Here is a 20,330-nt window from a genome sequence, read left to right on the forward strand (position 1 = left end):
GGGAATTGTACTTTTGATATATCACAAGTCTTTTTATGGGGTTTTTAACGACCATTCTTATTATCCTCCTTGCGTATTATGGCCTGGTGCTTCTGGGTCGCTTGTTATTTCCCTGGATACGCGCCTATGCGGTACGACGTACTGAGAAACACTTCGAGGAATTCTTCAATAGATCCGGGATGCGACAGGAGCCCCGACAACCTGAAGGCTCCGTAACCGTTGAAAAACCCAATCCCGATATGGCTTCCGAAAGGAATAAAACTTCGAAAAAACGGGTAGGGGAGTATATCGAATTTGAAGAGATCGAATAAGTTATGCCGGAAATGAAATCTGGATTCAAGCATCTGTTCACGCATTTTTTCGTGCTTACTTTCTTTGCCCTGGCTGCCCTGGCCTATTTTTACCCGGTACTTCAGGGTCAGGCACTCTACCAGTCCGACATTGTGCAGTATCGCGGGATGGCTCAGGAGCAGGAGGAATTCCGCAGGGAATTTAAAGAGGAGCCTTACTGGACCAATAGCGCATTCGGGGGAATGCCCACCTACCAGCTGGGAGCCCGTTACCCTCATGACTATATCAAACAGCTGGATCACCTGATCCGATTCCTGCCGCGCCCGGCCGATTATCTCTTCTTGTATTTCCTCAGTTTTTACATCCTGATGTGTTGCATGAAGGTGGGCTGGCGCATGGCCGTTTTCGGCGCTCTTGCCTTTGGTTTTTCGGCCTATCTCATAATTATTTTCGGAGCTGGACATAACGCCAAAGCCCATGCCCTGGGCTACTTGCCTATGGTTATGGCGGGAATTATCCTGGTTTTCAGGAAAAAGTATATCTGGGGCTTTTTACTCACTGCCCTGGCCATGGCCCTGGAGATTCAGGCCAACCACTATCAGATGACTTATTATTTTGGTCTGTTGGTGGTTATTTTGGGAGTGGCCTACCTTATAGATGCGATCCGCAAAGGAGTATTAAAGCATTATTTTGTTTCTGTTGGCCTCCTGATTCTCGCTGTGGCACTCGGTGTTGTTACCAATGCGACAGCGCTATTAGCTACTCAGGAATATGCAGCCTGGAGTACGCGCGGACCATCGGCCTTAACTTTGGATCCGGAAGGTAACCCCAAGGAGGCTACCACCGGTCTGGATTTCGACTACATTACGCAATACAGCTACGGTATCACAGAATCGCTGAATATCTGGGCGGCGCGATTGTTTGGCGGAGGATCTATCGAATCCCTTGGGGAAGACTCCCATACTTATGAATACCTCATTGATCAGGGCGTACCCCGATCACAGGCGCTTGAATTCTCAAATAACCTTCAATTATACTGGGGAGAGCAGCCGGGTGTTGCCGGGCCTGCCTATGTAGGGGCAATAGTCTTGTTACTCTTTGTCATGGGCTTCTTTCTGGTAAGAGGAAGACCCAAATGGTGGCTCGTGGGTGGTTTTGTGCTTTCCTTGCTGCTATCCTGGGGGAAAAACCTCGGATGGTTTACCCAGCTCATGATCGATTACGTGCCACTTTACGACAAATTCAGGGCGGTTTCGTCTGCGCAGGTGATCCTGGAGTTTTGCGCCCCGGTTCTTGCCGTCTTGGCGCTCTGGCATTTCTTTTCCCCTAATGTATCCGACCGCCGTAAGCAAAAAGCCCTGTTGATTTCTGCTGGATCATTCCTTGCCCTGGGGCTTGTATTGTTGCTATTTAAATCAGCATTTTCATTTGAAGGAACCAGCGATGGTCTGCTAAAACAATACTACCCTGAAGACCTGGTAGCGATGATAGTCCGCGACCGCGAAGCGGTATATGTGGCGGATATCCTGAGGTCCATGCTTTTTACCTTGCTAACGACGGGGGTACTGTGGTTTCACCTGAAAGGTAAGCTCAGGGAGAATCTGGCACTTATTGCCCTGGGAACTTTATTAGTTTTTGACCTGGTAGGTATCGATCGTCGCTATATTAATGCCGACGATTTTGTGCCCGAAAGACGTATGAATGCACCGATTGTTCGTTCTGCGGCGGATCAGGCAATACTTCGGGATAGTAGTGTGTATCGGGTGTTCAATATTGAGGAAGGCCCGAATGGCGCGCGTACTTCTTATTTCCATCAATCCCTGGGGGGATACCACGCCGCCAAGCCTGGCAGAATGCAGGATCTTTTCCAGTATCATATCTATCGCAATAACCGGCAGGTTCTGAGCATGCTCAATACGAAATACCTTATCCGAAGCGATGAGAATGGTTCGCCTACGGTTTCCATGAATCCGGACGCCATGGGCAATGCGTGGTTTGTGAGATCACTACAGGCTGTTCCTGATGCCGATGCTGCTATTCTGGCCTTGGATACCCTGGCAGTGGCGCAAAGTGCAATCTTCAATTCAAGCGATTTTCCGGATGTCCAACCAAGGAAATTTGAATTGGATTCCCTGGCCGAAATTGAATTGGAAGTCTATCAGCCCAACCGCTTACGCTACCAGTTAAAAAACAATAATGAGGGCCTCGCTGTGTTCTCGGAAATGTATTATCCTAATGGGTGGAATGCCTACCTCGACGGGGAAAAGGTTCCTCATTTCAGGGTAAATTACGCATTGCGCGCCATGGAGGTACCCGCCGGGATACACTGGGTCGAATTCCGGTTTGAGCCTGAGGTAATTACCCAGGGCAGTAAATATGTATTAGCCGGTTCGGTAGCTTTACTACTGCTATTTTTAACCGCGATTGGCCGGGAATTCCTGCTATGGAGGCGGGGGAAGCTTAAAGCTGAGCAGTAGGAATCCTGCGCTATGAAACGCAACACTGACAAGGAAGCGGATACCGAGAGGAGCAACAAGGTACTGATAATCACCTATTATTGGCCCCCAGCCGGCGGACCCGGTGTCCAGCGTTGGTTATACTTCACGAAATACCTTCAGGAATTGGGTGTTTCCCCCGTATTGTATATTCCGGCAAGGCCGAATTACCCTTTGCAAGACAAGGGACTGGGGCAGGAGGCTCCTGAGAATCTGAAAATTTACCGCGCTACATTCTGGGAGCCGTATCGGTTGGCATCCCTTTTTGGAAAGAAAAGAACTCAACGCATAAGCGCGGGCATCATTAAACGGGAACGACCAGGCTTCCTGGAGCGGTTACTGCTTTGGATTCGCGGCAATCTGTTTATACCGGATGCGCGAAAATTTTGGGTGTCCAAAGCGCTGAAGGAGGTGCCGGGAATCCTTGAAGGCGAAGGAATTGACACCGTTATAACGACCGGCCCGCCTCACAGCCTGCACCTGATCGGGAAGGCGCTGAAATCCCGGCATGGAATCCGGTGGCTTGCAGATTTCAGGGACCCGTGGACTACCATAGGCTATCAGGACACTTTGCAACTGGGCAGGCGGGCACGTAGGCTACACACCAAACTCGAGTTAGCAGTATTGCAAGCTGCAGATGTTGTGATCGCAACCAGTGGCCATACCGCTGCGGATTTCGAGGCCATATCACAGCGGCCGATACATGTAATAACCAACGGGTATGCTGGGGATTTGGGGAGCGGTAAACAGCCAAAGGGTTTCTTTACCCTGGCACATATTGGATCATTGCTCAGTGGCAGGAATCCTGAAGTGCTATGGGAGGTTCTGGCAGAATTGTGTTCAGAAATTCCCGGATTTGAAGAGGAGCTGCGTTTGGAACTTACCGGAATTGTGAGCCCCGAAGTTAAGGCTTCGATATCTCAGGCTGGTTTGGACCCCTATGTGGTTTACAAACAATACCTGCCCCATGCCGAGGCCCTGGAGGCCCAGCGACAGGCTCAGATCCTGCTGCTTTTGGAAATAAACAGCGCAAAAACCAAGGGGATAGTTCCTGGTAAACTTTTCGAATACATGGCTGCGGCCCGCCCTATTTTGGCTATAGGTCCTGAGCAGTGGGAGGCGGCTAACCTCTTGAACCAGGCCGGTTGCGGGAAAGGTTTTACCTACCGGCAAACTGCGGAAATCCGCGAGCAGATCGTACATTGGTATCAGGCTTATAGCCGGGGAGAACTCCATCAGGATCCTTCAGGCGCGGAGCAATTCCACCGTAAGAAATTGACCCGGGATTTAAAGTCACTCCTATGGGAATAGTTCAGCGACAGACCGCAATTAATACCGTGCTCACCTATACGGGCTTTATCCTCGGAGGGATTAATTACCTGTTCCTTTTTACACGCTTCCTCAGCGAGGACTACTACGGCCTGGTAGGTGTGATCCTCTCTACGGCAGCGTTGCTCATGCCGTTGCTGGCCCTTGGTGTCCCGAATACCCTGGTCCGGTATTTCAGTAAGTATCAGGATAAATCCACCCTCAACGGATTCCTGACATATAATCTGTTTTTACCGCTCCTCGCCATCTTGCCTTTGGCGGGATTCAGCTACCTGGCCAATGAAGCGATTGCAGCCTTCATGTCCCGGGAAAATACCCTGGTTGCCGACTATACGGGGCACATTTTTGCCATTGCCATGGCCATGGCGTATTTCGAGGTATTCTTTGCCTGGAGCCGGGTGCGCTTAAAGACCGCTTTTGGAACGTTTTTGAAGGAAGTGTTTGTACGGTTGGGTGTCTTGCTCTTATTGATTCTTCTAGGGATGGAGATAATACAGGTGGAATTCTTTTTATATGCCCTGATCGTGTTGTACCTGGTCCGGATGCTCTTGATGGCATTTTATGCGCTGAAGTTGCAACCCCTGAAGATAAACTTCAAGTTTCCGAGTGAAAGCCGGGAACTGCTGGGATACAGTCTTTTGATCGTACTCGGGGGCTCTGTTTCCGTGTTGCTCCTGGAACTCGATCGTTTTATGATCAATCAATATATCCCCATTGAAAATGTCGCTTATTACACTGTGGCAGTTTTTATTGCTACAGTGATTATTGTCCCGTTTCGGGCGATGCAACAGATTACCAGTCCGCTCACAGCTACCTATCTCAATTCCGGGGATACAAAAGCGTTGTCGGAATTATACCAAAAGAGCAGCTTAAACCTCTTTTTACTGGCTTCGGGGATATTTCTGCTGATCCTTGGGAATATAAACACCCTCGATGAACTTTTACCTGAAGCCTATCGCGGTGGATTTTATGTAGTCTTGCTCATAGGCCTGGCGAAGGTTTACGATTCTGTTTCCGGGATCAATAATGCTATCCTTTATAATTCCGTCTATTATCGTCAGCTATTGGTAATGGGAGTAGGACTGGCAGCGGGGATGATCGGACTTAACGCCTGGTTAATTCCGGAGATGGGAATTGAGGGAGCCGCGCTTGCCACCCTCCTGGCGGTTACCGCGTACAACACCATCAAGATTGTATTTGTCTATAAGAAATTCGGACTTAGCCCATTTGTCGGGGGGCACCTGAAGGTGTTGCTGTTGTCGCTGCTGTGCTGGGTCCTGTTTTTACCCCTGGATTTTGAAATGCATCCGGTATTGAGCATTGCGTTAAAATCGGTATTGATGGCGCTGTTTTTTGGTGGCCTTTCCTACCGGTTGCGACTTAGTCCTGAACTCAATGGCCTACTGGACAGTTGGATGCGCAGGTTTCGATAGGCCATTATAAAAGAAGGCCCCGAGACAGATAATCTGCCCCGGGGCCCCAACAACTAACCAACCTAAAAACAATCTTTATTTATTCCCAGAGCGACTGGATCTTCCTCGGCTCGAAGCGGATCGGGCTTTACTGCTGCCGCTGCTTCGGCCTGATCGGACGCTGCTCGATCGCTGGGCTTTTGAGCCCCGGTCCGAACGAACCGTTGAGCTGCGTCGTGCAGGACTTACCTGCCGCTGGGTACTAGCCTTCTTTACCGTTCGTCCTTGCGGACTGCGACTCACCTGTTTAGTGGTTCGCTGCACGGTACGTCCCTGAGGACTCCGGCTTACTTCTCGTGTCGATCGGGTTACCGTAGTACGTGCAGGAGTTTTACGGGTTGTACGCACCTCTTGCTTTCGTACTGGCTGGCGATCCCGAACCACGGCGCTTTCACTTCTTCGAACATCTGCACTTCGAACAGAATTACTTCTGCGAACTGCGGTGTTGCGGTTACCACGAACTTCCTGGCTGCGATTTACGTTAGCACTTCTGTTAGCTCGGGCATTCTGATTCCTTACTGCACTTCGCTGAGCAGAGCGATTACCGTCTCGTTGAACCACAGATCGGTTGCTTCGCGTTAATCCACGTTCCTGTACGGAAGGGGTTCGTCGTGCTGCACCCCGACTTTCGTATCGGAAATCTCCCTGACGGGCCACAACACGTCGATCGTTGCGATAGATTCGGTTGCGATCTCTTCGGGCCTGGTAACGGAACTCCCTTCCAATTCGCGCATAGGTTCTGCGGAAATTGTTTCGGTAAGGACCGTAGTAGGTATAGCGCACCGGATTGTAAAAGCGTCTGTAAGGACGGTTATACACCAGGCAGAATCCTGCTGCAGGCCTTACAAACCATCGGTGGAATGGACGAAATACGTAGCCTCGGTTCCATACATTAATAAAACCGGTATGGTAGTTATAGAATCCTCCGCGATTATAGAATATACGCATGCCACCAATCCTGTGGGCCAAACCATTGCGGTACCAGATGTTAATACCACCAATGCGTCGCACCCTGCCGTAGAAGTCGTACCAAACCGGTACATTTTCTACCTGGACTACAGCACCGTAATCATCGTATTGTACATACGGGTTATAGTCGAATCCGGAGTTAAAGGTAAATCCAACGGGTCCAACGGCTAATCCGGCATTTACACCAGCGTAATTGTCGATGTAAAAATCAAATTCACCATCGGGATAAACGGAGAAGGTGATCCCGTTTTCCACGAAAATAAAGGAATTACCATAGGTAAAAGCCCTTGTCGGGACAACCTTATCTGTAGTACTTGCTTTGATAGAACTACCAGTTCCCATCAAGACTGCTGCTAAAAGTAGTACGAGCTTTTTCATAGTATAAGGTTTTAAATTCCGGAGTCAACTATTTAACTCCGCCCTCATACAAACAATTAGCGTGCCAAAAATATTTAAAAGAGTATAACTACCTGTAATACAGATTATTAACAGGTATGCGAAAGGTCTTAAAGTTTTTCTTTAAGGTAGCTACCGGTTATGGATTCTGCAGTTTTTACGATTTCTTCAGGTGTACCTGCGGCCAGTAAATTACCCCCTTTTTCGCCTCCTTCAGGCCCCAGATCAATGATGTGATCGGCGCATTTTATCAGGTCCAGATTGTGTTCGATGACCAGGATGCTGTGTCCTTTGTCTATGAGCGCATCAAAAGAGACGAGTAGCTTTTTGATGTCGTGGAAATGAAGCCCGGTAGTGGGTTCGTCAAAGATGAAAAGTCCTTTGTCGCGACTATGGCTTTTGCCCAGAAAGCTAGCTAGTTTAATTCGCTGGGCTTCTCCACCCGATAGGGTAGACGAGGATTGTCCTAGGGTTACATAACCCAGGCCAACATCTTGCAACGGCTGTAGCTTTTGTGCGATCTTTTCTGCGCCGGAATTCCGGAAGAACGCGATGGCATCGTCCAGGGTCATTTCGAGGATATCACTGATGGATGCGCCATTATAACGCACCTCAAGGACTTCCTTCTGAAACCTTTTACCCCGGCAAACATCGCATTCCAGGTGTACATCGGCCATGAACTGCATTTCCACGGTAACTTCGCCTTCCCCTTTGCACTTATCACAGCGACCTCCGTCTACATTAAATGAAAAGTGTTTGGCCTTGTATCCCCTTACCTTACTCAACTTCTGGTCTGCGAACAGGCTTCGGATCTCGTCATAGGCTTTGATGTAGGTTACCGGGTTGGAACGCGAGGACCTTCCTATTGGATTCTGGTCTACAAATTCTACATACTTGAGGAATTTGAAATCGCCTTCGAGCCGGCTGAACTGGCCGGGCTTTTCACCATAACCACCGAGCGCCTTTAGCAGGGAAGGGTAGAGGATGCGGCCAATCAAGGTGCTCTTACCACTCCCGGAAATCCCGGTGACTACCGTAAGGGCCTGCAAGGGAATCCGGATGTCCAGGTTTTTCAGATTGTGCTCCCGGGCACCAATTATGTCGATATGCCCCTTAGGACTTCTCCGCTTCTGGGGTATTGGAATTTGTAATTTGGAATTTAAATATTGAGCCGTAAGGCTATCGGCCTTCAGGATTTCGGAATAGCTGCCTTCCGCAACGATTTCTCCGCCATGAGTCCCGGCCTCCGGTCCAATATCGATGATATGATCGGCTGCCTTCATCATATCTTCATCGTGTTCAACTACGATCACCGTGTTGCCGAGGTCCCGAAGCGCTTTCAGCACATCGATCAGGTTCTCAGTATCTCTGGGATGCAAGCCAATACTGGGCTCGTCCAGAATATACATGGAGCCTACCAGGCTACTACCCAAACTAGTCGAGAGATTGATCCGCTGACTCTCCCCGCCCGAAAGCGAATTGGATTTCCGGTTTAATGTCAAATAACCCAGTCCAACTTTCTGTAAGTATCCAACCCGGTTCCGGATTTCAGTAAGGAGCCGCCTTCCGATATGCAGGTCGTGTTCCCCTAATTCGAGATCTTCGAAGAAGGTGGCGAGTTCGTAAATGGGTAATTCTACCAGGTCGGAAATGGACTTTCCGTAGATTTTCACGTATTCCGTCTCGGGTCTTAACCGGCGTCCTTTACATTGCGAACAGCGCGTTTTTCCGCGATAACGCGAAAGCATGACCCTGTTTTGGATCTTATAACTCTTCTCCTCTAACTTGGAGAAAAAGGCGCTGAGACCCGTAAAAGATGCGTTTCCATCCCAAACCAGATCTTTTTGCGCTTCAGTGAGCTCAAACCAGGGCTTGTGAATGGGGAAATCGAATTTATAAGCATTGTTTACCAGTTTATCCCGGTATTTACTCATGCGCTCTCCCCGCCAGGGAAAGACGGCATTATCATATATAGAGAGCGAGGTATCGGGAACCACTAACTCCGGATCGATTCCAATGACATCCCCATACCCTTCACATTTCGGACAAGCCCCGTAAGGGTTGTTGAAACTGAACAAATGCACATTTGGCTCGGGAAAACTCATCCCGTCTAACTCAAATTTGTTGCTGAATTCCTGGACTTTGCCCGTGCCAACTTCCTCCAGGGCACATATTCCCTTACCTTCAAAAAAGGCAGTGTCCACAGCATCGGCCAGTCGATTAAAAAAGTCCTCATCGTGGCGCACCACAATCCGGTCGACCACTAAATCGAAGGTCCGGCCGGCCAATTCCATATCGGGTTCGATCCGCTGAACGCCCTGAGGAGTCTTTATTCGGGCATAGCCTTGTTTGGAAAGCAGCTCCAGAGACTTTTTGGTTTCCCGGTCTTCCGGGATCACCACCGGCGCCAGCAGGAGTAACTTTTCCCCTTCTTCATACTCCCTTACTGCATCTACCACATCACTAACGGTATGCTTTCGGACTTCTTCCCCCGAAACCGGCGAGTAAGTCTTTCCAATGCGGGCATAAAGCAATTTGAGGTAATCGTAGATTTCTGTTGACGTGCCAACCGTTGAACGCGGATTGGTAGAATTTACCTTCTGTTCAATGGCAATCGCCGGGGCGATACCCTGAATGTTGTCTACCTTGGGTTTGTCGAGTTTACCGAGGAATTGACGGGCGTAGGAGGAAAGGCTCTCCACGTAGCGTCGCTGCCCTTCGGCGTAGAGGGTATCGAAAGCCAAAGAGGATTTACCCGATCCGGACATCCCGGTTATCACTACCAACTGATTCCTGGGAATGGCGACATCGATATTCTTGAGATTGTGGAGGCGAGCCCCTTTAATCAAGATCTCTTTTCGCTTCGCGCTAGCCGGAATTTCATTCATGGTGCAAAGATACGATGCTGCTGGTGTTAAATACAATCCAGTCGATACTCATGCCAGACAATTTATTAAGGGATTTTGAAGGGAATATTTTTTTTCTATCTTTGGAAAGCTTTAACGTATTTAAACTCAAGGCCTATATAGCAATATTACTTTTTTGAATTAACCCAAATCCCTGATCCTTTCCGGTCGCCCGGTGGGCTCAGAATCACCAAAAAAGTAAATTGTTATGGAATTGCTTCAGGCTGAGGACTCCACACTTGTAAGAAATTATATGAATGGCGATGAAGCCTCATTAGAGGTCTTAATCAATCGCCACAATCAACGCATCTCTTCCTTTATATACTCCAAAGTCTTTGACAAGGAGATCACCGAGGATATTTTTCAGGATACCTTTATTAAGGTAATACGAACGCTGAAACGCGGGAAGTATAACGAAGAAGGTAAGTTCCTGCCCTGGGTAATCCGGATTGCACATAACCTGGTTATTGATCATTATCGCAAAAGCAATCGCATGCCGCGTTATGAAAGCGGACCCGATTATTCGATATTCGCGATTTTGCAGGACGATAACCTCAATGCGGAAAAGCAATTGATCCAGGAACAGATCCAAAGCGATATCGGAAGTATGATCCGGGAACTCCCCGAAGAACAACAGGTGGTTATACAGATGCGCATGTTTCGGGATATGAGCTTCAAGGAAATTGCCGACAGTACGGGAGTCAGTATTAATACGGCCCTGGGGCGCATGCGTTATGCCCTGATCAATCTGCGTAAGATGATTGAGGAGAATCAAATAGTTTTAACGAACTAATCATACCATAGGTCGGGAAGCGGTTTCTTTAGACGAATTATTTCGCCCTAGAACGAACCAAAACATAGTTATTCCATTGCTTGGCGTTATTTTGATATACAACCCGAAGCGATGGAAGACAATTACTACTGTACACAAGGCCAACAAGAATTAGTTAGCGCCAAACCAGAGACCATCAGATTCCTAATGGATTTCTCCCGCTCTTATAAAGTAGAGCGAATTGGAGGAATGGAATTTGAGCAGAACCTCAATTAATCGGACGGCACTTCAAGGAATATGAAGGGCATTGCGATACGTAAGTCTTATTCTTTACACTTTGTAGGTTAGCGCCTACACCTCCCATTTTTATCCCCGGGCCACTTCGGGGGCAATCCTGGAAATTATCGGGATTTTGGACAATAAATTCCAAAACTGACGTTTGACATCAGGATTCCGTGCTTTTACAACATACTTTTTACGACGGTAGGGCCATTGGCTACTTTTAGGATGTGTTTGAATCGCAGGCACACGCATCGTTACAAAAAGTATTACGCTAAACCGCGCTTAAGGCGCACAAAGGCAACCTAAAGCACCGCCAAATGGAACTACAAATTGAAGACTCAATTCTGGTCAGAGATTACATCAGCGGGGACGAAAGAGCCCTGGAAATCCTGATCAACCGCCACAACCAGCGGATCACAAGTTTTATTTATTCCAAAGTCCTGGATCGGGACACCACAGAAGACATTTTTCAAGACACTTTTATCAAGGTTATCAAAACCCTGAAAAAAGGCAATTACAGCGAAGAAGGTAAATTCCTTCCCTGGGTAATGCGAATTGCCCACAACCTGATCATTGATCATTTTCGCAAGAACAAGCGCATGCCTAAATTCGAAGGCAGCGATGATTTCAACATCTTTTCCGTAATCGGAGATGACCGTCCCAACGCGGAAAAACAATTGATTAAAGAGCAGATAGACAGTGACTTAACTGTCCTTATCGACGAGCTTCCAGATGATCAGCGCGATGTGCTTATCATGAGAATTTACAAGGATATGAGTTTCAAAGAAATCTCAGAATGCACTGGAGTTAGCATCAACACTGCGCTGGGACGCATGCGATACGCGCTTATTAACCTTCGCAAAATTATCCAGAAGAATAAGATCGTCCTGACCAGCCAGTAATACGATCAAAAAGCACTGAGCAATATTTCCATTTGGGTTGCGTTATACCTATGTAACGAACTCTAAGCACATGGAAAAAATTTACTCCGAACACGCCAGTGCCTGCGAATTTAGAAAGGTTAGTAAGGAAAAGGTTGATTTCTTACTGGCATTCTCCAAGTCTCTGAGCGTAGTATCTTTTAAAAATTTCCGGTTTGAAGCAACATTGAATTAAGCCGGGTACCGTAATACTTTGAAGCCCTCACAGTTATGTGGGGGTTTTTTTATGGGATAGCGGCACCTATTTTTTCATAGCCTTCCGCAAAACTGCTTTGCGACCTATTTTTTGGGTGATCTTATCCTTGCTCAGATCCCAGCCCCGTGCCGGGCAATATTCCCTTCCGTACCAGATTATTTGCAGATGCAGTTTGTTCCACAAATGTTCCGGGAATAGTCTTTTGGCATCTTTTTCGGTTTGAACCACATTCTTTCCCGTAGAAAGCCCCCAGCGATACATAAGCCGATGAATATGTGTATCGACCGGAAAAGCCGGTATTCCAAAAGCCTGGGAAATCACAACGCTGGCGGTTTTATGCCCCACGCCAGGGAGTTCCTCCAGTGCCTCCAAATCCCGCGGGACTTCCCCCTGGTATTTTTCAAGCAGAATTTCGGAAAGCCTGTGTATCGCTTTAGCCTTGGTGGGTGAAAGCCCAACCGGGCGGATAATGGCGCGGATTTCGTCTACGCTAAGCCGAATCATGGCTGCCGGATTATCGGCGCGATCGAAGAGCAGGGGAGTGGTCTGGTTCACGCGGACGTCCGTACTCTGGGCGGAAAGCAGTACAGCAATTAGTAAGGTATATGGATCTGTATGTTCAAGGGGAATGGGAACTTTGGGATAAATTTCTTCAAGGGTCTGAATGACAAAGTTTGCTTTTTCCTTTTTGGTCATTTTTTGTTTAACTTTGAAACTAAAATAATAAACAAAACATGAAGACATTACAGGCTGGCGATCCGGCACCTCAGTTTACAGTAAAAGATCAGGATGGAAACACTGTTTCTGCTTCGGATTTTAAAGGTAAGAAATGGGTTGTATTTTTCTATCCCCGTGCTAATACCCCCGGATGCACTGCCGAGGCTTGTAATTTGAGGGATCACTACGCCGAACTGCAGGCAGCGGGTTACAGCTTACTGGGAGTAAGCGCAGATTCTCAGAAAAAACAAGCCAATTTTCGGGATAAATATGACTTTCCGTTCCCGCTACTGGCCGATCAGGATCGTGAGGTTATTGAGGCTTTTGGCGTTTGGGGCCCCAAGAAATTTATGGGCAGGGAATTCGACGGTATCCATCGCAAGACCTTTATTATCGACGAAAGCGGCACTATAAGCCGGGTAATTGAGAAGGTAAATACCAAGGACCACGCTGCTCAAATCCTTGAGTAACGCCCAGGATTACCATTTTTTGTAGAAAATCTTAACGGCAGTCTTTATTTCCCGGAATTGAGGCCAATCCTTATTTCCCGGACTTAAGGACTGCCTTTTCTTTATCGGACTTCTGGAAAAGTTTCTTTTTCTGGATAATCTCGGCAATACCTTCGGGAAGCATCTCGGCCCAACCCTCCTCGCCGCTGGTCAGGCGTTTGAGGACATCTCGCGAGAAAATGTGTAGGATATCCGTATCGTAGTCTATTATATCCATGACCTTCCCATTGTATTTGAAGAACTTATATAATTCCTTCATGCGCGGGTGCACCTTGATGTTGTTGCTGGTCATAATCTGACCCGTTTCCGGATTCTTCATCGGATAGAGATAGACCTTGAGATCCTTGAAGAACAGTTTACCAAAGGCTTCCAGGATACCTCCACTTAAATGACGGTAGTACTTCTCGTCGAATATGTCTACCAGGTTGTTTACCCCCATGGTCAGACCGATGCGATTCTTGGTGTAATTATTAAAATATTCCACCAGTTTATAGTACTCGGAAAACTTCGAAATCATCACAGTATGTCCCAGAGAACTCAACAGTTCGGCCCGGTCCATGAAGTCCTGCTCGTCGATTTCACCCGAAGAACGCAGGTTAGCCAGGGTAATCTCAAAAACTACGATCGTATTTTCCTCGTCAACGGTAGATTCCCGGATAAATATATCATAGGATTTCTGAAACATATCCATATTAACCTTGGTCACCGGACGGAAACTTCCGCGTAAGGCAAGGATATTCTTTTTATAGAGCACTGCAGCGGGCAAGAGGTTATTCCCATCCTTATCGAACATCACCGCATCGGTCATGTCGTTTTTGATCAGCTGCAGGCTAATCAGGCGATTATCGATATGTTCAAAATGAGGTCCCGAAAAATTAATCATGTCAATTTCTAGGGTATCCTTATCGATATGGTCGTAGAGGTATTTGAGGAGTTTTCGGGGCTTGTGGTGCTTATAAAAAGCACCGTAAATAAGGTTCACGCCAACAATCCCAAGGGTTTCCTGCTGCAGGCGGGCTTCGTTCTGTTTGAAGCGCACATGGAAAACAATCTCGTCGAATTCCTTCTGTTTGGGATCTAATTGGAAACGAATTCCAACCCAACCGTGCCCCTTGTATCGCTTAGAAAAATCAATGGTAGCCACCGTGTTGGCGTAGGAAAAGAACAAGCGATCCGGGTGTTGTTCCCGGCTAATTCGCTCCTCCATAAGCCGCATCTCGTGGGCGAGCATTTTTTTCAGACGACTCTGAGTAACATAGCGTCCGTCTTCCTCCAGCCCGTAGATTGCATCACTGAAGGCCTTGTCGTAGGCGCTCATGGCCTTGGCAATGGTTCCGGAAGCTCCCCCGGCCCGGAAAAATTGGCGGGCGGTTTCCTGCCCTGCGCCAATTTCTGCGAAGGTCCCGTAGATGTCAGGATTCAGATTGATTCGAAGGGTTTTGGCTTTGATAGAAGGGACATTCTCAAAGGCGAACTCATTCTTTTCAACGTCGGGCATATCAGGACTTTTGCGTTAAACAAAGATAAAAAGATGAGGCATTTCAAGTAATAAATAAGTTATAAATTTGGGTAAAACGGATTAGCGGTTGAAAATCACATTTCTCGGCACGGGCACATCTCAGGGTATCCCGGTTATCGGTAGCAATCACCCGGTTTGTCTCAGTAAGGATCCCAGAGATTCCCGATTGCGTGTATCCGTCCTCATTCAAACCGATCACAATCAGAATATTGTTATAGACTGTGGCCCGGATTTCCGCCAACAAATGCTTCGCAATCCGATCGGTAAACTCGAAGCCATTCTCTTTACGCATGAACACGCCGATCATACCGCGGGGATAGACGATATTCGCCCATTTTTCTTCCGTCAGGGAGATATTCCTATTTATGCCCACAAACGGGTTGCTGAGGCGCTCCAGCAGCGCTTTGGTTATATATTTTCAGACGCGGACCGATATCCGGGTGCTCCTTCTGTTGCCGTTAACTATGTGGAAAAAGGAGTGCCGTTCCATATTGGCCAGCAGACCATTATCCCGGTTGAGGCCCGGCATAACCGCTTACAGGTATTTGGCTACCGCCTGGAAAATTTTGCCTATCTGACCGATGTCAAATCCATGGATCCGGATGAAATGCTCCGATTGAAGGGCCTGGATGTTCTTGTGATTAATGCCCTGCGCGAAGAAGCACATCATTCGCATTTTAACCTGCAGGAGGCGCTTGAATTTATAGAGAAAATCCAACCGAAGAAAGCCTATTTAACGCACATCAGCCACCTGCTCGGGTTCCATGCGGAAGTGGAGGAGAAACTGCCTGATCACGTGTCTTTGGCCTATGATAATCTGACTATAACTATTTGATTTAAAACATAATGCAAAAGAATCTCTTTCTATATCTCTTTGTCTTTTCTGCCTTGATCGCGCTTTATCTGGCGGTAAGTGGAAACAAATCCCTCGAGAAAGCCAATGCTTCGAACACCCGTTTGAGCGAACAGGTGGAAACCTACAAAGATTCGCTCAAGGAGGCACGGCTCGAAGTGCTCGACATGCAGTATTTTAACCTGGAAAACAACGACGAAGCCCTGGCATATCTGGAGCATCTGGATTTAGAAAACCCACAACGCTACATTGAGGATAAACTGTTAGAGACCAATGAGCAACGAGGAAATAATGTGCTGGTCCCCTATGAAGGGATGAATGGCGATTTTAAGATCAACAAAATAAAGGTCCTGAATCATCGGTGGATCCTCTGCGATTTTTCAGACGGGAAATATTGGGGGGAACTGCTTGTTGCGTATGAAATTGGGGAAGACTTAACTGTGAAGTTCACCACCATGGATCATCTGCTTTACGCCAGATAAACCTTCATACTGGTTAGTACCGCTCCTGTAGCCACTTCTTGAAGGATTCGAAGTTGGCTGGGGACACCCCGTGGCCAACCGGATATTCCTCATAGCGGTGAGGGATTCCCAACTCGTCCAGAAAGGGAGGCGTTTGTTGTGCCCACGCCGGGGGAATGACCATATCCATTTGCCCATGCGAAGCGTAAATTTCCAGAGAACTATGGTCTTTTTCCCGATATCCTTCAACCAGAATCTGCGCATTGATATAACCGCTTAAGGCAACTACGGACTTAATCTTTTCAGGGTAGGAGAGTGCCAGCGCGTAACTGAGTATACTCCCCTGACTAAACCCCAACAAACTGATTCTTGTGGCATCCAGGTCGTAAGCGGCAATAGCCTCTTCAAGAAATTCCCGGATCAGTTCCCGTGACTTGGAGGCCTGCTCCAAATCGCTCCATTTCCCCTTTTCTGCCTCAAAGTTTATCGCGTACCAGGCGTAACCAAAGGGCTCAAGGGTAAAAGGTGCCTGAAGCGAGATAATGAAGAGATCCCCGGGGAGTTCGGATGCAAATGAGAAGAGGTCCTCCTCATTGCTGCCATAGCCATGCAGCATAATCAAAGCAGGTGGTTTTGCCTGATTTTCTGAATTGGGTCGAATAATGTGAGTAAGGCTTAAATTACGGGCTTGCATCACTATCCAATAAAGGCAAACCACTTTTGGAAAGCGGCTCCAACGAGTGGAACTTCCCGTTTTTTCCCTTGCAGGGCGCCTGAAAATCCATACAGCCAAAGGCTGATGTAGGCAACATACAGGCCAATCCAGGCATATTCATTGAACCAAACGCTCAAAAACAAAGCAAAACCAAGGAACCCCAGGTGCAGACCAAAGGCCTGTCGGGTGTGAAAGCGCCCAAAATCATGTTTGGGTTCAGCATTCATACTCATGGCAATGAGGGCACCAACCATGGTCAGGTAGGCAACAATTGCAATCGTTTTGGCTTCAGAAGGGGTAGACATCTATAAGTTGGATTTTGCTCCGCGGATTACACCATAAACCTTTCCTTTAAGCGTTGCCCCCTGAAACATGCTGTTTTTGGAAGTAGATTCCAGGGATTCAGATTCCAGGACAAATTCAGGCTCAGGATTGAATAAAGTAAGATTAGCAGTTTCACCCTCATTGAGCTGTACCTCTTGCAAGCCATACCGCTTTCGGCCGCGACAAAGGATGGCAGTACTTTCCTCAGCTCCGAGAAGCTTATTCAGGGCACCAAAAGCTGATTCCAACCCAAGGCTACCAAAGGCGGCCCTGTCGAACTCCAATCGTTTTTCTTCGATGTCAAGTGGGCTGTGATCCGAACAAGCGAAATCAATGATCCCTGTCTTCAGGCCTTTGATCAGCGTTTTTCTGTCCGCTTCGCTTCTGAGGGGAGGCTGCGTCTTGAAATTGGTGTCGAAGTCCTCCAAATTCTTTTCTGTAAATAGTAAATGCGAGATGGCTACGCTGCAAGTCACATCGAGCCCTTTCTTTTTGGCCTCCGCAATCCTGGATACCGATTCGGCACTCGAGATTGTCGGAATATGCAAGCTTCCTCCGGTGTACTCGAGAATGTCCAGGTCCCGGGCGATCCTCAAGTGCTCAGCCAAGGGAGCGACTCCCTTCAGTCCAAGCCGTACTGCTACAGTACCTTCGTGTACCTGCCCGCCTTTGGCTACCTGGTTATCCAGGGGGTGGGAATAAACCAAACCTTTAAAGGATTGGGTGTATAGCAAAGCCAGCTTCAGGAGGTTGGGATTTTCAATAGGTGCCTTGTAGTCGCTAAAGCCAATAGCTCCGGCCCCTTGCATATCCAGCAGCTCTGCCAGATCTTCTCCTTTAGACCCCATACTCAAACTTCCCAGAGGGAAGAGTTCCGTGAGTGCATTGCGTCCCTGATCTTTCAGAAATACGATGTCGCCGCTGGTATCCGGAACGGGCTTGGAATTGGAATTCAGGACAATGCCGGTAAACCCGCTCAAAGCTGCTACGCGCAGCCCGTTTTCGATGGTTTCTCGCTCTTCGTATCCGGGTTCTCCAAAACTAACACTGCTGTCGAACCAGCCAGGGGAAACGTGGAGGTTGGGGAGGGAGATGGTCTTTACCTTTCCGGAGGGATTGAGTCGGGAACCGATGCGGATCAATTTGCCCCCTTCGATAAGAATATCTCGCTTTTTTCCGTGCAAATCGGCTTGCCCGGGTGTCAGCAGGGTAGCACCTTTGATCAATAAGGTCATCGGATGGTTTTTTGCAGGATCAATTCAGTCAGGGCAAATAACAGAGCAAAAATAACAAACCATTTCCAAAGCGCCTTGATTCGGGTCGAATTTTGATATTCAGAAAGCAGGGAATCCAAGGCAGTATACCGCTGGATATACTCAGGAAATTCGAGATCTCCAGGTTGTTTCCGCCCTTCCTTACGGGCATAATTGAAACTCAGCACCCCTCGATTTTGGTCTTCTGCGATTAATCGGTAGTGCCCATCCTGCAAAGGTTCATCCCGAAAACTGAGGCGTGTTTTGCGCGCCAGGTTCTCTTGCCTGGGGATAAATCCATAGGAATCGCTTTCCAGGCGGAATATACGGTCTTCGGGTAATGAAAAATCCAGTGCCAACTCACCAGGTTCCCCCAGGGTAAAGTACAAATCCGGGAAAGGAAGGCTTTGTTTGGCCAGGTTATAAAAGGTGGGGACAATCAGGGGGGATTGCACAAAGTTGCTGTTTTCCGGGTTTAAGGCCGAGGTAAAAAGCGCCAATTCCCCAAAGGTCGACAAGAACGATGCACTATTTTGATAGCCTATTGCGATGTTCCCCTGACGCTCTAATTGAAGGGATGCCAGTGTAGATGGAAAATCGAAGGATTCCACAGCTCCCTCAAAGACATTGCGATACAGGGGGTGGCCCTGACGTATTTCAGTAATTTGAATGCTGCCCGGGTTGCTTCCCGTAATACGCGGTCCCCCCAGTGTTCTGAGCAGGGTATTGTATGAGTCCACATCTGGCTGTACAGCAGGGATGATTACGACATTCCCCCCGCCGGTATGGAATTCACTGAGTTCCCGTATAAGCGCTTCCGGGAACGTCTTTACTTCATTGAGGATAACGAGATGCTGTTCTGGAAGCCTCGAGTAATCTACTGCAGCCAGCGCATCATAACTGAATTGAAATTCGCTTTCGGGATACAGCCGGGTCAAATACTCCCAGGGACCTTCTCCAATGCCGTAAACCCGGATAAGCGGAGGACTGCTCAGGGTAAAGTACAGGTTGTTGTCGTAGGTTAATCCATTGTCCGTAAGGCGTATGGAGCCTTCAATAGCTTCATTGGCTGGTAGGCTAAAAACTGCAATACCCTTGCCCTGATCGTCCATTACCGGGGCGCTTTTCGCTATAAGCGTGTCCCGGTTATACAAAGAAAGTGCGCTGTTGGAAACGTCTCCAAGATCAGAAATCTCAACTTGCAATTCGAGGTAATCGGACCGTTGGGCTGCAATAAACGCGGTATCTAAGGATCGATTGGGAGGAAAGCTTTCAGTAAGCCCAACGGCGCTGATCTTCCCCAGGTCTGTGGTATCGAGATCGGCGAAGTTGAAATCCTCAAAATCGGATAGCATCCAGAATTCCTTTGCGTATCCAGGTGTCTCACTAAACGCGCTGGCAGCCCGAATACTCAGGCCGTTCGCATCCAGGGTTTCCGAAGAGAAATCCAGGCTCAATAGGGTCTCTTTCAATTCTTCAAATTGTTGCACAGCATAACGATTCGAATTCGTAATCAATCCTACCCGGGTGGTGCCCGGCAGGGTTTGAACGAGTTCCTGAACCGTGGTTTCCAGTAGGGATCCCGACTGACCGGGAGCCTGCATACTAAAGGAGTTGTCGAGGTATATCAGAATTTCCCTGGGGGTTGTGGCGTCCGGATTTGATTGAAAGGGCTGGGCAAAAGCCAGAACAAGCGCTGCAAGAAGTCCCAGTCGGGTGAAGAGCAGCAACCATTTTTTTAGCGTACTGGATTTATTAGACTCCAGCACCAATTGCTGTAGCATACGCACATTAGTGAATTCCGTTTTACGGAATCGACGCAGGCGCAATAAATGGACCAGGATGGGAATCAGGAGCAGGGACAGGCCCCAGAGAACATTTGGATTCGCGAAGTTCATAGCTTTAGCAAAGATAGCACTTTGCCATACCT

18 protein-coding genes are annotated in these 20,330 nt (G+C 48.0%); 10 read left to right on the top strand and 8 right to left on the bottom strand.

What is annotated here, in order from left to right; translation table 11 throughout:
* The first annotated feature begins 35 nt into the window (after nt 1-35).
* Genes BM318_RS08710 through BM318_RS08725 form a run of 4 tightly spaced genes read left to right on the top strand, consistent with a single transcriptional unit; the run spans nt 36 to nt 5,548 of the window.
* Nucleotides 36-311, top strand: coding sequence for a DUF4834 family protein (locus BM318_RS08710; protein WP_092982242.1), 276 nt, complete (start codon nt 36-38; stop codon nt 309-311).
* Between the two features lie 12 nt (nt 312-323).
* Nucleotides 324-2,768 carry a glycosyltransferase family protein gene (locus BM318_RS08715; protein WP_092983450.1) on the top strand — a complete coding sequence of 815 codons (2,445 nt, stop codon included), beginning with the start codon at nt 324-326 and terminating at the stop codon, nt 2,766-2,768.
* Between the two features lie 12 nt (nt 2,769-2,780).
* Nucleotides 2,781-4,097 (top strand): glycosyltransferase, encoded by a 1,317-nt coding sequence (locus BM318_RS08720; RefSeq protein WP_092982243.1) that lies wholly within the window; start codon nt 2,781-2,783, stop codon nt 4,095-4,097.
* Entirely contained in the window at nt 4,088-5,548 is a 1,461-nt protein-coding gene (locus BM318_RS08725; protein ID WP_092982244.1) for an oligosaccharide flippase family protein, read from the top strand. The genes BM318_RS08720 and BM318_RS08725 overlap by 10 nt, the downstream gene beginning before the upstream one ends.
* 75 nt (nt 5,549-5,623) lie before the next feature.
* Here BM318_RS08725 and BM318_RS08730 read toward each other — a convergent pair whose 3' ends face one another.
* Together BM318_RS08730 and uvrA are read right to left on the bottom strand one after the other, a co-directional pair.
* Nucleotides 5,624-6,934: a hypothetical protein gene (locus BM318_RS08730; RefSeq protein ID WP_092982245.1), complete on the bottom strand. Its 1,311-nt coding sequence runs from the start codon at nt 6,932-6,934 to the stop codon at nt 5,624-5,626.
* Nucleotides 6,935-7,062: 128 nt separating this feature from the next.
* Complete coding sequence (uvrA, locus tag BM318_RS08735; RefSeq protein WP_092982246.1) at nt 7,063-9,840, bottom strand: excinuclease ABC subunit UvrA; 2,778 nt, start codon at nt 9,838-9,840, stop codon at nt 7,063-7,065.
* A 226-nt stretch (nt 9,841-10,066) separates the two neighbouring features.
* On the opposite strand from uvrA, the gene BM318_RS08740 reads away from it, so the two are divergent.
* The 3 genes from BM318_RS08740 (at nt 10,067) to BM318_RS08745 (ending at nt 11,814) form a co-directional block, all read left to right on the top strand.
* Nucleotides 10,067-10,651: a sigma-70 family RNA polymerase sigma factor gene (locus BM318_RS08740; protein WP_092982247.1), complete on the top strand. Its 585-nt coding sequence runs from the start codon at nt 10,067-10,069 to the stop codon at nt 10,649-10,651.
* A gap of 111 nt (nt 10,652-10,762) precedes the next feature.
* The gene (locus BM318_RS14425) at nt 10,763-10,906 is read left to right on the top strand and encodes a hypothetical protein (RefSeq protein ID WP_177218285.1); all 144 of its coding nucleotides are present in this window, start codon (nt 10,763-10,765) and stop codon (nt 10,904-10,906) included.
* A 323-nt stretch (nt 10,907-11,229) separates the two neighbouring features.
* The gene (locus BM318_RS08745) at nt 11,230-11,814 is read left to right on the top strand and encodes an RNA polymerase sigma factor (protein WP_092982248.1); all 585 of its coding nucleotides are present in this window, start codon (nt 11,230-11,232) and stop codon (nt 11,812-11,814) included.
* 280 nt (nt 11,815-12,094) lie between these two features.
* Here the strand turns inward: BM318_RS08745 and nth are convergent, their stop codons facing one another.
* A complete protein-coding gene (nth, locus tag BM318_RS08750) occupies nt 12,095-12,745 on the bottom strand; it encodes an endonuclease III (RefSeq protein ID WP_092983452.1) in 651 nt (216 codons plus the stop codon).
* Nucleotides 12,746-12,783: 38 nt separating this feature from the next.
* Here nth and bcp point away from each other — a divergent pair, with 38 nt between their 5' ends.
* A complete protein-coding gene (gene bcp, locus BM318_RS08755) occupies nt 12,784-13,236 on the top strand; it encodes a thioredoxin-dependent thiol peroxidase (RefSeq protein WP_092982249.1) in 453 nt (150 codons plus the stop codon).
* A 70-nt stretch (nt 13,237-13,306) separates the two neighbouring features.
* Here bcp and BM318_RS08760 read toward each other — a convergent pair whose 3' ends face one another.
* Nucleotides 13,307-14,773, bottom strand: coding sequence for a nicotinate-nucleotide adenylyltransferase (locus tag BM318_RS08760; protein WP_092982250.1), 1,467 nt, complete (start codon nt 14,771-14,773; stop codon nt 13,307-13,309).
* Between the two features lie 88 nt (nt 14,774-14,861).
* Here BM318_RS08760 and BM318_RS08765 point away from each other — a divergent pair, with 88 nt between their 5' ends.
* Together BM318_RS08765 and BM318_RS08770 are read left to right on the top strand one after the other, a co-directional pair.
* Complete coding sequence (locus BM318_RS08765) at nt 14,862-15,629, top strand: MBL fold metallo-hydrolase (protein ID WP_092982251.1); 768 nt, start codon at nt 14,862-14,864, stop codon at nt 15,627-15,629.
* 11 nt (nt 15,630-15,640) lie between these two features.
* Nucleotides 15,641-16,129: a hydrolase gene (locus BM318_RS08770; RefSeq protein WP_092982252.1), complete on the top strand. Its 489-nt coding sequence runs from the start codon at nt 15,641-15,643 to the stop codon at nt 16,127-16,129.
* 13 nt (nt 16,130-16,142) lie between these two features.
* Here BM318_RS08770 and BM318_RS08775 read toward each other — a convergent pair whose 3' ends face one another.
* From BM318_RS08775 to BM318_RS08790, 4 genes are read right to left on the bottom strand one after another with little or no spacing between them, the layout of a single operon-like run.
* Nucleotides 16,143-16,802 (bottom strand): alpha/beta hydrolase, encoded by a 660-nt coding sequence (locus BM318_RS08775; protein ID WP_092982253.1) that lies wholly within the window; start codon nt 16,800-16,802, stop codon nt 16,143-16,145.
* A 2-nt stretch (nt 16,803-16,804) separates the two neighbouring features.
* The gene (locus BM318_RS08780) at nt 16,805-17,128 is read right to left on the bottom strand and encodes a hypothetical protein (protein ID WP_092982254.1); all 324 of its coding nucleotides are present in this window, start codon (nt 17,126-17,128) and stop codon (nt 16,805-16,807) included.
* Complete coding sequence (locus tag BM318_RS08785) at nt 17,129-18,382, bottom strand: dihydroorotase (RefSeq protein ID WP_092982255.1); 1,254 nt, start codon at nt 18,380-18,382, stop codon at nt 17,129-17,131.
* Nucleotides 18,379-20,298 carry a BatA domain-containing protein gene (locus BM318_RS08790; protein ID WP_092982256.1) on the bottom strand — a complete coding sequence of 640 codons (1,920 nt, stop codon included), beginning with the start codon at nt 20,296-20,298 and terminating at the stop codon, nt 18,379-18,381. Before BM318_RS08790 ends, BM318_RS08785 begins: the two co-directional genes overlap by 4 nt.
* Nucleotides 20,299-20,330 lie beyond the last annotated feature (32 nt).

Source organism: Robiginitalea myxolifaciens (assembly GCF_900115205.1).
Lineage (GTDB): Bacteria > Bacteroidota > Bacteroidia > Flavobacteriales > Flavobacteriaceae > Robiginitalea > Robiginitalea myxolifaciens.

Coding starts and splice junctions, on each gene's coding strand:
- BM318_RS08710 (WP_092982242.1), top strand. CDS start 36: ATGGGGTTTTTAACGACCATTCTTATTATCCTCCTTGCGTATTATGGC.
- BM318_RS08715 (WP_092983450.1), top strand. CDS start 324: ATGAAATCTGGATTCAAGCATCTGTTCACGCATTTTTTCGTGCTTACT.
- BM318_RS08720 (WP_092982243.1), top strand. CDS start 2,781: ATGAAACGCAACACTGACAAGGAAGCGGATACCGAGAGGAGCAACAAG.
- BM318_RS08725 (WP_092982244.1), top strand. CDS start 4,088: ATGGGAATAGTTCAGCGACAGACCGCAATTAATACCGTGCTCACCTAT.
- BM318_RS08730 (WP_092982245.1), bottom strand. CDS start 6,934: ATGAAAAAGCTCGTACTACTTTTAGCAGCAGTCTTGATGGGAACTGGT.
- uvrA (WP_092982246.1), bottom strand. CDS start 9,840: ATGAATGAAATTCCGGCTAGCGCGAAGCGAAAAGAGATCTTGATTAAA.
- BM318_RS08740 (WP_092982247.1), top strand. CDS start 10,067: ATGGAATTGCTTCAGGCTGAGGACTCCACACTTGTAAGAAATTATATG.
- BM318_RS14425 (WP_177218285.1), top strand. CDS start 10,763: ATGGAAGACAATTACTACTGTACACAAGGCCAACAAGAATTAGTTAGC.
- BM318_RS08745 (WP_092982248.1), top strand. CDS start 11,230: ATGGAACTACAAATTGAAGACTCAATTCTGGTCAGAGATTACATCAGC.
- nth (WP_092983452.1), bottom strand. CDS start 12,745: ATGACCAAAAAGGAAAAAGCAAACTTTGTCATTCAGACCCTTGAAGAA.
- bcp (WP_092982249.1), top strand. CDS start 12,784: ATGAAGACATTACAGGCTGGCGATCCGGCACCTCAGTTTACAGTAAAA.
- BM318_RS08760 (WP_092982250.1), bottom strand. CDS start 14,773: ATGCCCGACGTTGAAAAGAATGAGTTCGCCTTTGAGAATGTCCCTTCT.
- BM318_RS08770 (WP_092982252.1), top strand. CDS start 15,641: ATGCAAAAGAATCTCTTTCTATATCTCTTTGTCTTTTCTGCCTTGATC.
- BM318_RS08775 (WP_092982253.1), bottom strand. CDS start 16,802: ATGCAAGCCCGTAATTTAAGCCTTACTCACATTATTCGACCCAATTCA.
- BM318_RS08780 (WP_092982254.1), bottom strand. CDS start 17,128: ATGTCTACCCCTTCTGAAGCCAAAACGATTGCAATTGTTGCCTACCTG.
- BM318_RS08785 (WP_092982255.1), bottom strand. CDS start 18,382: ATGACCTTATTGATCAAAGGTGCTACCCTGCTGACACCCGGGCAAGCC.
- BM318_RS08790 (WP_092982256.1), bottom strand. CDS start 20,298: ATGAACTTCGCGAATCCAAATGTTCTCTGGGGCCTGTCCCTGCTCCTG.